This is a genomic window from Lysinibacillus sp. FSL K6-0232 (assembly GCF_038008325.1).
Taxonomy (GTDB): Bacteria; Bacillota; Bacilli; order Bacillales_A; family Planococcaceae; genus Lysinibacillus.
The window spans coordinates 2,563,234-2,575,425 of sequence record NZ_JBBOYW010000001.1; the positions used below are offsets into that span (position 1 = coordinate 2,563,234).

Sequence of the window (12,192 nt, forward strand, 5' to 3'; positions counted from 1 at the left end):
TCATTCTCCTTGTAGGCCTTGTATTGGACTTGCAATGTTCTCATTGATTAAAAAGAGAACTTTCCCTTCAACTGTACCATTCCCCCACTTTGCCTGTAAAAGGTTTTCTTTTTTGATAATCGTTTTTGTTGGTAATGTACGTAATACTTTCTCATGAAGCAGCGGTATTAGCAATGACTCTATTTTTGATTCATCAAGCTCTACTTGCATTGTTTTTGTCTGTTGCTCCTCTACAATCGAAACATATGGGTCTAACCAATTTGGCAAATCCTTCTTTTGCACATAATCAATCTGCTCTTCATGAATTCCCTTTATCAATACGCGCCACTGCTTATGCTGTAATGTTTCCAGTGTTATTTTCGTAGGTATTTTGAACGAACATTCCAACCAATAATCCGCAAAAACCTCTCCCTTTGCTCCTACAAAAACTTGCTCTGTACCGCTTTCAATAACACCGCTAACAAGCACATCTCCATTATAAGCTGTATCATTAACGGAAATTTTACGTTCACCATTTTGAATATTAAAATGCGTAATGACACCGCTTTTTGTCGCTACTAAATGTGAGGCTAGCTTATCATTTGCTTGCTCTGTCTGCTTAGGCGATTCTTGCGGTCTAAGAATCATACGCCCGCCATGCTTATCAATATGCACCCATGACAGCTCACGATGCTGTTCCAATAGCTTTTGTCGTATCACTGTATTAGACGGTATATTCTTTTTCGATAATGGCGTTGCAATATGAAAGGTATCTTGAAAGGTCTTTCCAAGACGTTGCTCCATTTCAGGTGTTGCGGCTTCAATATCGACCTGCCAAATCACTTGCGCACATAGCACTGGAATAATAATCATTAAAGCCATACCAAGCAATGTCCAAAGCTGTGCTCGAACAACTTGTAGCTCATCTGCATAAAAAACCATCATTTTCAAGCGAAAGCGTCTACGCGCTCGGCGAATTTTTGGTAAATAACGCATTGTTGTTTCAAAAGAAACCTCTTGTTCACGAAAAACAACACGCTTTAAAGGCACATGTTGAGCATGCAATGTTTGAATAAAAGGATGAACATTTTCATGACGCTTTATACGTATAATAATTGGCCGATTATTCCACATGTTAGCTCACATCCATCTTCTTTGTTATTTTCATATGCAGCTCCTGAAGATTTTCAACCGAAAGATGGAGCATTTCTTCCTTTAACGCATGAATTGTCACTGCTTCAGCATGTACAGTAATATGATATTGTGCATAAATAAATGAGCATGTTGTAGCATCAGCATGGAGAAAACGATACGGTCCAATAATTTTTAATGATTCAAATTGTGACAATTCAAGTAGTGGCGTTAATTGAAATAATTTTTTCATAAAAAATGCCTCCTTCTTCGGCAATATATGCATCAAAAAAGGAGGACATACTTATTTATTTTCTTTTTGCTTTCGGAGGGCCTAATACTTCAGCCATGACAATTGCTTGCATTAACGCATTTTTAGAGCGTGGTATTTGCAAAGTTGATGGTGCGCCCACCACTACTTCTTTTTTTCCAGCAGCCAAACGTCCTACATTTTTTCGTTGTACGGAATCAGTTGGCATAGCTGGTGGTGCTACATAGCTTGGTACAGCCTTTTTTCCCTGTTCTTCAACAATTTGTTTAGATTCTTCTACCTGTTCATTTGCCGGAATCCAATCACCTATAAACTCACGGGCAAAGTCTTCAAAGCTCTGCGTTTTCTCTGCACGGCGTGACAGTTCCTCAGAGGCAGGAGGCTCTACATACGTGTTTTGCTTAGGAGTTGCCTCTTTTTCTGGCTTTTTACTTTTAGCCTTCCCGAAAATAGAGCTAACTATGGCAATTATTGCGAAAATAATTAATTGTTCCATATGCTAGTTCCACTCCTTTCCGTTTTTAGGCATTTGGTTCATTTGTTTCAGGCTTATCCGTACCCACTTTTGAAATCGAATCACGCATTGCTGTATCAGCTTGAATATTGCGATAGTTCATATAATCCATAATGCCTAGATTACCAGAGCGTAAAGCTTCCGCCATTGCTTGTGGTACTTCTGCTTCTGCCTCTACAACTTTTGCCTTCATCTCTTGAACACGGGCAATCATTTCCTGCTCATTCGCTACCGCCATTGCACGGCGTTCCTCAGCCTTCGCTTGGGCAATATTTTTATCTGCCTGCGCTTGTTCAATTTGTAACTCTGCCCCAATGTTTTTACCGATATCCACATCAGCAATATCAATGGATAAAATTTCAAAGGCAGTTCCTGAGTCTAATCCTTTGGCTAATACTGTTTGTGAAATCATATCAGGATTTTCCAATACTTCTGTATGATGTTCAGCCGAACCGATTGTCGAAACAATCCCCTCACCTACACGGGCAATAACTGTTTCTTCACCTGCACCACCGACTAAACGTTCAATATTGGCACGCACTGTAATACGTGCTTTTGCCTTTACTTCAATCCCATTCATTGCCACACCTGAAATAAACGGTGTTTCAATAACTTTCGGATTAACGGACATTTGTACAGCCTCTAATACATCACGACCTGCTAAATCAATCGCTGCACAGCGCTCAAACGATAGTTCAATATTGGCACGATGCGCTGCAATTAAAGCATTAACAACTCGGTCTACATTACCACCTGCTAAATAGTGACTCTCCAATTGATTAATCGTCACAGGTAAGCCCGCCTTATGCGCTTTAATTAACGGATTCACAATACGAGAAGGAATTACGCGACGTAAGCGCATCCCAATTAATGTAAAAATACTAACACGAACACCTGCAGCTAGTGCAGAAATCCAAAGCGCTACTGGTACAAAGGTAAAGAATACCGCAAGAACAATAAATAAAATTACCAGCCCAGCAATTGGACCTATTAAAGCTAAATCAAAACCCATTTTTTTATTCCTCCATCTCTTTTTCTGTTGGCCTCACAACAATGCGTGAGCCTTCAACTTTAATCACTTCCACATGTTTATTTGCATCAATATAGCCGCCTTCTGATACAACGTCAATGCGTTCACTACCAAAGACCATTGTGCCTGCAGGACGTAGTGGTGTCAGTGTTTTCCCCACCTTCCCTAACAGCTCGGTGCGATTAACGTTAGACACATAACCTTCTTCAGTTGTCGTTGCATCCATTAACACAAGCTTATTTAACACATGTAACTTTTTACCAAAAAATTTCATCAGAATCACCATTCCTATCATTGCGATTACAAGCGCAATGAGAATTGCTATTACCATTTGCATCATATTTGCACCTGCCAGTATAAGACTTAGTAATATAAGTACACCACCTAAAATACCGACAATACCACCGGGGACAAAAAACTCCGCAATGATAAGCGCCAAACCAATAATAAATAATAATAAGGTTTCATAGCCAGCAAAGCCTGCAACCATATGTCCAAAGAAAAATAGCCCTAAGGCTGATAGCCCCATAATCCCCGGGACACCAAACCCTGGTGAATACAGCTCCATCACAAGCCCTAAACTTGCCACAGACAATAAAATAGGTACAATAATTGGGTTTGTAATAAAACGTGCCAGCTTTTCTGTAAACGTTGGTTCAATTGGCACAATATCACTACCATCTAGCTTTGTTACCTCTAAAAGCTCCTGAAAATTACGAACCGTTCCTTCAGAGTATCCCACCTTCAACGCTTCTGCTGCTGATAAGGTTAATAAATTCTCTCCACCAGCACGATATTCAGGAAGATTATAAGTAGAATCTGCCATTGCTAATGCATACTTTGGATCACGGTCTGACGTTTCTGCTGCTGCCTGCATTTGTGCAAGCCACGCACTATGCGCTTTTAAATCGGCTGCGTTCCCTGCTGAATCAATCACTGCTGCAGCGCCAATTGTTCCATTAGGGACCATATAGATTTCATCCGCATGTAAGGCTAGAAAAGCACCTGCTGAATGTGCATCCTTATTAATATACGCTATTGTGTGTAATTCCGTAGCATCCATAAGCTTGGCGATCTCACCTGCTGCATTGACAAAACCGCCAGGCGTATGTATATCCAAAATAATCGCCTTCGCATAGTTTTCTTCAGCCTCTTGAAAAGCTCGCTCTAAAAATGCATGAAGTCCTCGCTCCACTTCATTATGAATAGGAATGTGATAAACCTTGCTGCTGGCAAACGCTGAAGTTAATGGAAACGCTAACAAAAGAGCCATCCATATGACCAGTGAAAAACTGAGGATTCTCCTTTTTCGCACCTTCTTCCCTCCCTTCTAACATGCTTCTCTACTCTATATACGGCTGGTCATGTAAAAAGTTTCACAAATTTAAAAAAATTTTAATATGCTATCTACCTATAGTGTGACATAAAAAAGCCGAATGCATCAACAAAAGTGCATTCGGCTTTTTCCATATGTACGTAAAATAGAGCAATGTAAAATACCTGAAATTAATCACAAACATGATTAATTTCAGGTATAACGTTGTCTGCTCAATGAATCATACAATTGCGTGTTATGAACGTAGGGATTTTTAATGGGAAATTAAATTACCACTTACGTTTACGTGCAGCTTCTGATTTCTTTTTACGTTTTACGCTAGGTTTTTCGTAGAACTCGCGCTTTCTAACTTCTTGAATTGTACCACTTTTTGATACAGTACGTTTGAAGCGGCGAAGAGCATCTTCAAGCGATTCGTTTTTGCGAACGACAGTTTTTGACATCTCTCTTTCCCTCCCTCCGAACACACGTCAATACACAATTAGGCAAATTACCTTCTGTTGTGTACTAAAAAATTATATCGTATTGTCTAATAATGGTCAATAGAAAGTGTGCGAAAATATCAAGTGAATTTTTTGTAGTCGTTTTCTTCCTAAAAACATCTATTTTATTTTATGCCTATAGAATTGTAGCTGTTAAACATTTTAACTATCGTCTTATGTATTGTTCGAAAACCTTCTTATTACTTAAAATTCAAAAATAAACCCTCCCTATTTATGGCAGGATGAATGGCAAATCGGTCTAGAGTAAACTTTGCAATCGTTCCAATTCTAGCTCTAAAGTGACAAGCAACTTCTTTCGGCGCGGTTAAAACATCCTTCAGCTTGGATGTATGCCAACTCTGTGGCATTAATATCACATTACGCCCCAATGTAATTGCGTTCAGACAGCCACTGAACAGAGGAAAAAATCTTCTGTATCTGCTGCTAATGCCTTGCTTTCGCGCAAAAAAGATTTGTTGCTTCACTTTCGATATAAAAAGAATTTGCTGAATCAAGATAAAACATTACGTGATTCGCTGAATTGCCAGAAGATTTTTGGATATTAAAGATATAAATTCAGTTTTCGGTTGTCTTATAAAAATTTAAATCTTTCTCATGCTTGGAGAGGAATAGCTTTATATCCTGCTTGAGCATAGTATGAAAGATTTGCTGCAAATATCACACCCCCTACGATAGAATATATCCATTCATTAAAGTATTGATTTTAAATTAAATATGTTATCATAAATCAGTGTTATCATAAAACATGTATCGAATAAAAATCAAAGGCTCTATAAAGCGTAAAGGTACAAAGTGTAATTGAAAGGATGATATATATTATGAGTAACGAGCGATCAAAAATCGTGAGTTTTCATACTCTAGGTTGTAAAGTAAATCATTATGAAACAGAAGCCATTTGGCAGCTATTTAAAGAGGAAGGCTATGAACGTACGGAGTTTGATCAACAAGCAGATGTTTATGTGATTAATACATGTACGGTGACGAATACTGGAGATAAAAAGTCACGTCAGGTCATTCGCCGAGCAATTCGTCAAAATCCCGATGCTGTCATTTGTGTCACAGGATGCTATGCACAAACATCCCCAGCAGAAATTATGGCAATCCCCGGTGTTGATATTGTTGTTGGAACGCAGGATCGTACAAAACTACTGGGCTATATTGACCAATATCGCGCTGAACGTCAACCGATTAATGCCGTACGTAATATTATGAAAAATCGTGTCTATGAGGAATTAGATGTACCAGCATTTACTGACCGTACACGTGCCTCATTAAAAATTCAAGAAGGCTGTAATAACTTCTGTACATTTTGTATTATTCCATGGGCACGTGGCTTAATGCGCTCTCGTGATCCAAAGGAAGTATTACATCAGGCGCAGCAATTAGTCGATGCAGGCTATCTTGAAATCGTCTTAACAGGTATTCATACAGGTGGTTATGGACAAGACTTAAAAGATTATAATCTAGCTCAATTATTGCGCGATTTAGAAACTCATGTAAAGGGACTAAAACGCCTTCGTATTTCTTCGATTGAAGCGAGCCAATTAACAGATGAGGTCATCGATGTATTGCGCGAATCGAATATTGTTGTCAATCATTTACACATTCCAATTCAATCTGGCTCTGATACGGTGCTAAAACGTATGCGCCGTAAATATACAATGGAATTTTTCGGCGAACGTTTAACAAAGCTACATGAGGCACTGCCTGATTTAGCTGTTACCTCTGATGTGATTGTTGGATTCCCTGGCGAAACAGAGGAAGAGTTTATGGAAACTTATAATTTTATTCGTGACCATAAATTTTCTGAGCTCCATGTCTTCCCATTCTCTCCGCGTACAGGCACACCTGCTGCACGTATGGAAGATCAAATTGATGAAGAGATTAAAAATGAACGTGTTCATCGTTTAATTGCTTTAAATGATCAGCTTGCAAAAGAGTATGCTAGTCGTTTTGAGGATCAGGTGTTAGAAGTAATCCCTGAAGAATTTGTGCATGATGGTGAGGAAAAAGGTCTTTTAACAGGCTATACAGATAATTACTTAAAAGTAGTTTTTGAAGGCTCAGAAGACCTAATTGGGCAGCTTGTAAAAGTAAAAATTACACAAGCTGGCTATCCATATTCAAAAGGGCAATTTGTTCGTCTATTAGAAACGGTTCATTAAGTAATTTTTAAATGCCAAAGTGCTGTTTATTCAACGCTTTGGCATTTTATTTTGGATGCAACACTCTTTGTTACCCGCCATAGCGTGTTGTCTTCGCAAGAAATTAGACGCAGACAAAAAAAAATGATATGATGCGAAGAGGTACGTACATCTTCAGTTATAAAGGAGTGTTCAAAATGGAACAAAATTTTGCACGTATGATTGACCATACATTATTAAAAGCGGAAACAACAAAGGAACAAATTGAGAAACTATGTGCAGAAGCCAAACAATTTAATTTTGCTTCTGTCTGTGTGAATCCAACATGGGTAAAGCAGAGCAGTGAGCTTTTACAAGGTTCAGATGTTTTAGTGTGTACAGTAATTGGCTTCCCACTTGGAGCTAATACGCCAGCTGTCAAAGCATTTGAAGCAAAAGATGCCATTGCGAATGGGGCAAAAGAGGTCGATATGGTCATTAATATCGGCGCTTTAAAGGATAAAAACTATGACCTTGTACAAGCGGATATTGCAGCAGTAGTGGAAGCAGCTAAAGGGCAAGCACTTGTCAAAGTTATCATCGAAACATGCTTATTAACAGATGAAGAAAAAGTAAAAGCATGTGAACTAGCAGTAGCAGCAGGTGCTGATTATGTCAAAACATCTACTGGTTTTTCTACTGGTGGTGCAACAGCAGAGGATATCGCTCTCATGCGTAAAACAGTAGGCCCTGAGCTTGGCGTAAAAGCTTCAGGTGGTGTTCGCAGCTTAGAGGATATGAAAAAAATGGTGGAAGCTGGAGCAACTCGTATTGGCGCAAGCTCTGGTGTAGCCATTATGAATGGTTTAATTGCTGATTCTAATTATTAATCATGACTTTACTTTATAAGCCTCAAGCTTTTGCCAAACATGGCATGCGCTTGGGGCTTATGCTATTGAGCATAAAAAAATTTTTAAACACATATACTCTACGGATAAATCGACGAACAGAAAGGAGGAAGCCATGTTTACCCAATATAAGTCTTGGAGGCCCTATAATAGCCCTTTCGACCCCTGCAAGCCGATTAGAGTGAAATATTTTGCAACTCCCCCACAATTATATATGGGATTTCAGCCATATGGATTGCCGCAATTTGAAACACCTAAGGAAGCTCTAAGGGCTGGAACATTATGGCCACAACTATCTAGCCCTTATCCATTTCCAATAAAGGGAGGGACGAAGCATGACTAACAAGATGCCGCCCGAATTTTATACACTATTAGAGGAAATACAGGCTATTGACTTCGTGATTGTTGAATTAAATCTCTATTTAGATACCCATCCCCATGATTATGATGCTATTCAGCAATTTAATGAATACACCGAGAAAAGCATGAAGCTGAAAGTTAATTTTGAGCAAAAATATGGCCCGCTAATGAACTTCGGGAGAAGCTATTCCAATTATCCTTTTAATTGGATTGATACACCATGGCCATGGCAAGTTTAACGCTATAACTTAGGAGGAATAAGCGATGTGGTATTACGAAAAAAAGCTCCAATATCCTGTTAAAGTAAGCACCTGTAATCCTATGCTTGCTAAGTTTTTAATCGAGCAGTACGGAGGGGCGGATGGAGAGCTTGCGGCTGCTCTACGCTATATGAATCAACGTTATACAATTCCAGATAAAGTAGTTGGGCTATTAACAGATATTGCAACAGAGGAATTTTCGCATTTAGAAATGATTGCTACGATGATTTATAAGCTTACAAAGGATGCTACGCCAGAAATGCTAAAGGAGGCGGGATTAGGGGATCATTATGTAAATCATGATAGCGCATTATTTTATCAAAATGCCTCTGGTGTACCATTTACAGCCACTTATATTCAGGCAAAGGGCGATCCAATCGCCGATTTATATGAGGATATTGCTGCTGAAGAAAAAGCACGTGCTACTTATCAATGGATTATCGACTTATCCGATGATACTGACTTAAACGATAGCTTGAAATTTTTACGAGAACGAGAAATTGTCCATTCTCAGCGCTTTAGAGAGGCTGTAGAAATTTTAAAAGATGATCGCGATCAAAAGAAGGTTTTCTAGTAAATTAAGTGCTTGGCTGTATCAAGAAAAACTTGAAGCAGCCTTTTTATTTTAGGCAACATCAATTACGCTGAAGCTTTTATCTTGGTTCAGCAGGCGTTGGATATCCACTGAACCAAGATAAAATGATAGCAATTGCATTAGTAATAACATCACCTTGCCATTAACCTATCTATAAATTAATGGCAAGGTGATAGGTGCTTTATTCAAATTCATATGATATAGCAGATAGTGCATAGAGTGGGGCTGTTTCTGCTCGTAAAATTCTCGGCCCTAGCGACATCGTTTGTGCACCTGCCTGCAATAGTGCCTCAGCTTCTTTGCGCGAAATGCCCCCCTCTGGTCCAAAAATAACAAGCATAGACTGTGCCTTCTGCTCCTTAATAAGTTGCAGTTTGTCGGCAAAGCTTGTGCGTTGCTCAGCCCTTGCATCCTCTTCATCTGCCAAAAAAACAGCATCGAACTGGCTGGCTTGCTGGACGAGTTGTGAAAAAGAAATCGGCTCGTACACTTCTGGAATATATGTACGATGGGCTTGCTCTGCTGCCTCTTTTGCAATTTTTTGTAAGCGCTCTTGCTTTTTTGCCCCCTTTTTCTTGTCCCATTTCACAATTGAACGTTCAGCCTCAAATGGTAATAAAGCAAACATACCAAGCTCTGTTGCCTTTTGTGTAATAAGCTCAAGCTTATCCCCCTTTGGTAAGCCACACGCTACTGTAACTTGAATGGGTAGCTCTGGTGAAGGGATCGTTTGATCTGTTGCTTGAATAACTACTTCATTCTCCTCAAATGCTTCAATTGTACAAATATAAGCTGTATTTTGTGCCACAACAACAATTTTATCGCCCTGCTTCATGCGCATTACTCGCTCAATATGTCGTGCATCCTCTCCGTAAATACGTGCATTGTCTATAGGCGTTTCAATAAAATATCGCTGCATTGTCTAGTATGCTCCTTTCTAGCAAGAGAAAAAACGCCAACTTGCAAGCACACGGCTCACAACTTGGCACTTTCTTAGTCAAGTTATTGTGGACGGCGGGCAATAATAGCTACCCAGTCTTCCATTAATAATACTTCTTCAATGACAAAGCCTGATGCTTCTAGCGCTGCTTTGACATCATCACGCTTTGCACCAATAATGCCTGAAGTGACATATAATCCACCCGGTTTCACAATTGTAAATGCATCGTCAGTAAAGGACATAATAACTTCTGCCAAAATATTTGCCACAACTACATCTGCAGGTTCCTTTACAGTATCCAATAAATTTCCATGAAATACCTGTACTGTATCTTCTACGTTGTTTAAGGCAATATTTTCTTGTGCTGCACGCACAGCTACCTCGTCTAAATCAAGCGCATGTACGCTTTTAGCACCAAGCAATGCGGCTCCAATTGCCAATACACCTGATCCTGTACCAATATCAATGACTGTATCGCCTTCTTGAATCACTTTCTCTAGTCCCTGTAAGCACATAACAGTTGTTGGATGTGTACCTGTACCAAATGCCATACCCGGGTCTAATTCAATAATTAATTCATCTGTTGAAACAGGCGTATAGTCCTCCCATGTTGGTACAATTGTAAAGCGTTCAGAAATCTTGACAGGATGATAATATTGCTTCCAGGCAGTCGCCCAATCTTCCTCATTAACCTCAACAATAGATACAACATTTTCGCCAATATCAATATTAAAGTTCGTCAGATTTGTAATGGCTGCTTTAATTTCTTCGACTGTTTCATTTAAAAAACTAGACTCCGATAAATATGCCTTCACAATGACACCGTCTTTTGGAAAATCTTCTTCATTTAATGCATAAATTTCACCATATTGATCTTCCCTTGGCTTCGCAAATTCTGCAGAATCTTCAATGACAACACCGCTTGCACCTGCTTCATGCAAAATATTCGAAATTGCTTCTACCGCTTCATTTTTTGTATGAATGGATAATTCTGACCACTTCACGTAGCTCTTCAGCTCCTCTAATTATTCGCCTTGGAATTTTTTCTTAATTTTATCGAATAGTGAACTACCTTGCTCTTCAGGAATATCGCCACTAATTTCTGCAAATTCACGCAGTAATTGCTTTTGTCTTTCTGTTAGCTTCTCTGGTGTAATAACTCTTACTGTTACATACTGATTCCCCATGCCATAGCCGTGTACATTTTTAACACCCTTATCTTTTAAACGGAATTGAGCACCTGATTGTGTACCTGCTGGAATGCGTAATTTTACTTTTCCATGAACAGTTGGTACTTCAATTTCATCACCAAGAGCTGCTTGTGGGAATGTCAATTTCAGCTCGTAGTAAATATCATCTCCATCACGCTCAAAGTCTTTATGCCCTTGCACGCGGAACATAATATATAAATCGCCTGCTGGACCACCGTTTATACCTGGTTCACCTTGACCAGATACACGTATTTGTTGACCATCATCAACACCTGCTGGAATCGTTACTTTAATTTTTTTGCGCTTTTGTACTTTTCCTTCTCCACGACATGTTGAACATTTTTCTTTAATAATTTTACCTGTACCATGACATGTTGAACATGTGCGGCGGTTCATCATACGCCCAAATGGTGTATCAACTGCTTGGTTAATTTGACCAGCACCTTTACATGTTGAACATGTTTCAGGCTGTGTACCTGGCTTTGCACCTGAGCCATGACATGTATCACATGTTTCATCCTTTGGAATTTCAATTTCTGTTTCTTTTCCAAAAATAGCTTCCTCAAATTTGATGTTCATGCGATATTGTAAATCATCACCTTTACGTGGTGCATTGGGGTCTTGACGGCGACCACCACCGCCAAAGAATGAGCTGAAAATATCCTCGAAGCCGCCAAAGCCACCGCCTCCGAAGCCACCGCCAAAGCCTGCATTTGGGTCTTCATGACCAAATTGGTCGTAGCGTGCTTTTTTCTCATCATCACTTAATACTTCGTATGCTTCAGCGATTTCTTTGAATTTTTCATCTGCACCTGGCTCTTTGTTCAGGTCAGGGTGATATTGTTTTGATAATTTACGATATGCTTTTTTAATCTCATCTTTTGTAGCTGATTTTGTTAAACCTAGCACCTCGTAATAATCGCGTTTCTCCATTATTCACACTCCGCTCTATTTGCATAAAATCTATTGTACCATGCAGTCGCTAAAACTGCCTTATTTTTTCGCTGAATCATTGATAAGCGCAAAATTTT

The 12,192-nt window shown here is 39.3% G+C and carries 14 protein-coding genes; 5 read left to right on the plus strand and 9 right to left on the minus strand.

The genetic code is table 11. The annotated features are described in order from the left end of the window. From MHB42_RS12510 to rpsU, 6 genes are all read right to left on the minus strand, one after another. A complete protein-coding gene (locus tag MHB42_RS12510) occupies positions 1 to 1,113 on the minus strand; it encodes a sporulation protein YqfD (protein WP_340806538.1) in 1,113 nt (370 codons plus the stop codon). Between the two features lies 1 nt (position 1,114). Next, positions 1,115 to 1,363: a hypothetical protein gene (locus MHB42_RS12515; protein ID WP_340806540.1), complete on the minus strand. Its 249-nt coding sequence runs from the start codon at positions 1,361 to 1,363 to the stop codon at positions 1,115 to 1,117. A gap of 55 nt (positions 1,364 to 1,418) precedes the next feature. Further along, entirely contained in the window at positions 1,419 to 1,877 is a 459-nt protein-coding gene (locus MHB42_RS12520) for a hypothetical protein (protein ID WP_340806542.1), read from the minus strand. Positions 1,878 to 1,902: 25 nt separating this feature from the next. After that, on the minus strand, positions 1,903 to 2,907 hold the full coding sequence (gene floA, locus MHB42_RS12525; RefSeq protein ID WP_340806544.1) for a flotillin-like protein FloA: 1,005 nt from the start codon (positions 2,905 to 2,907) through the stop codon (positions 1,903 to 1,905). Positions 2,908 to 2,911: 4 nt separating this feature from the next. Further along, entirely contained in the window at positions 2,912 to 4,240 is a 1,329-nt protein-coding gene (locus MHB42_RS12530) for an NfeD family protein (protein ID WP_445299980.1), read from the minus strand. 290 nt (positions 4,241 to 4,530) lie between these two features. Further along, positions 4,531 to 4,704, minus strand: a complete 174-nt coding sequence (rpsU, locus tag MHB42_RS12535) for a 30S ribosomal protein S21 (protein WP_004227078.1) — start codon at positions 4,702 to 4,704, stop codon at positions 4,531 to 4,533. A gap of 878 nt (positions 4,705 to 5,582) precedes the next feature. Here rpsU and mtaB point away from each other — a divergent pair. From mtaB to MHB42_RS12560, 5 genes are all read left to right on the plus strand, one after another. After that, positions 5,583 to 6,929, plus strand: coding sequence for a tRNA (N(6)-L-threonylcarbamoyladenosine(37)-C(2))-methylthiotransferase MtaB (gene mtaB, locus MHB42_RS12540; RefSeq protein ID WP_340806548.1), 1,347 nt, complete (start codon positions 5,583 to 5,585; stop codon positions 6,927 to 6,929). 176 nt (positions 6,930 to 7,105) lie between these two features. Further along, positions 7,106 to 7,777, plus strand: a complete 672-nt coding sequence (deoC, locus tag MHB42_RS12545; protein WP_340806550.1) for a deoxyribose-phosphate aldolase — start codon at positions 7,106 to 7,108, stop codon at positions 7,775 to 7,777. Between the two features lie 133 nt (positions 7,778 to 7,910). Then, complete coding sequence (locus MHB42_RS12550) at positions 7,911 to 8,138, plus strand: spore coat associated protein CotJA (protein ID WP_340806552.1); 228 nt, start codon at positions 7,911 to 7,913, stop codon at positions 8,136 to 8,138. Further along, positions 8,131 to 8,394: a spore coat protein CotJB gene (locus tag MHB42_RS12555; RefSeq protein ID WP_340806553.1), complete on the plus strand. Its 264-nt coding sequence runs from the start codon at positions 8,131 to 8,133 to the stop codon at positions 8,392 to 8,394. Before MHB42_RS12550 ends, MHB42_RS12555 begins: the two co-directional genes overlap by 8 nt. 25 nt (positions 8,395 to 8,419) lie before the next feature. Further along, positions 8,420 to 8,989: a manganese catalase family protein gene (locus MHB42_RS12560; protein WP_340806554.1), complete on the plus strand. Its 570-nt coding sequence runs from the start codon at positions 8,420 to 8,422 to the stop codon at positions 8,987 to 8,989. Positions 8,990 to 9,191: 202 nt separating this feature from the next. On the opposite strand, the gene MHB42_RS12565 is transcribed toward MHB42_RS12560, so the two are convergent. From MHB42_RS12565 to dnaJ, 3 genes are all read right to left on the minus strand, one after another. Beyond that, the gene (locus tag MHB42_RS12565; protein ID WP_340806556.1) at positions 9,192 to 9,929 is read right to left on the minus strand and encodes a 16S rRNA (uracil(1498)-N(3))-methyltransferase; all 738 of its coding nucleotides are present in this window, start codon (positions 9,927 to 9,929) and stop codon (positions 9,192 to 9,194) included. An 83-nt stretch (positions 9,930 to 10,012) separates the two neighbouring features. Continuing rightward, positions 10,013 to 10,954, minus strand: a complete 942-nt coding sequence (gene prmA / locus MHB42_RS12570) for a 50S ribosomal protein L11 methyltransferase (RefSeq protein WP_340806557.1) — start codon at positions 10,952 to 10,954, stop codon at positions 10,013 to 10,015. Between the two features lie 21 nt (positions 10,955 to 10,975). Continuing rightward, the gene (gene dnaJ / locus MHB42_RS12575) at positions 10,976 to 12,094 is read right to left on the minus strand and encodes a molecular chaperone DnaJ (RefSeq protein ID WP_340806559.1); all 1,119 of its coding nucleotides are present in this window, start codon (positions 12,092 to 12,094) and stop codon (positions 10,976 to 10,978) included. Between the last annotated feature and the right edge of the window lie 98 nt (positions 12,095 to 12,192).

Excerpts from the sequence above, each read along its gene's own strand:
- MHB42_RS12510 (WP_340806538.1), bottom strand. The coding sequence starts at position 1,113 with ATGTGGAATAATCGGCCAATTATTATACGTATAAAGCGTCATGAAAAT.
- MHB42_RS12515 (WP_340806540.1), bottom strand. The coding sequence starts at position 1,363 with ATGAAAAAATTATTTCAATTAACGCCACTACTTGAATTGTCACAATTT.
- MHB42_RS12520 (WP_340806542.1), bottom strand. The coding sequence starts at position 1,877 with ATGGAACAATTAATTATTTTCGCAATAATTGCCATAGTTAGCTCTATT.
- floA (WP_340806544.1), bottom strand. The coding sequence starts at position 2,907 with ATGGGTTTTGATTTAGCTTTAATAGGTCCAATTGCTGGGCTGGTAATT.
- rpsU (WP_004227078.1), bottom strand. The coding sequence starts at position 4,704 with ATGTCAAAAACTGTCGTTCGCAAAAACGAATCGCTTGAAGATGCTCTT.
- mtaB (WP_340806548.1), top strand. The coding sequence starts at position 5,583 with ATGAGTAACGAGCGATCAAAAATCGTGAGTTTTCATACTCTAGGTTGT.
- deoC (WP_340806550.1), top strand. The coding sequence starts at position 7,106 with ATGGAACAAAATTTTGCACGTATGATTGACCATACATTATTAAAAGCG.
- MHB42_RS12550 (WP_340806552.1), top strand. The coding sequence starts at position 7,911 with ATGTTTACCCAATATAAGTCTTGGAGGCCCTATAATAGCCCTTTCGAC.
- MHB42_RS12555 (WP_340806553.1), top strand. The coding sequence starts at position 8,131 with ATGACTAACAAGATGCCGCCCGAATTTTATACACTATTAGAGGAAATA.
- MHB42_RS12560 (WP_340806554.1), top strand. The coding sequence starts at position 8,420 with ATGTGGTATTACGAAAAAAAGCTCCAATATCCTGTTAAAGTAAGCACC.
- MHB42_RS12565 (WP_340806556.1), bottom strand. The coding sequence starts at position 9,929 with ATGCAGCGATATTTTATTGAAACGCCTATAGACAATGCACGTATTTAC.
- dnaJ (WP_340806559.1), bottom strand. The coding sequence starts at position 12,094 with ATGGAGAAACGCGATTATTACGAGGTGCTAGGTTTAACAAAATCAGCT.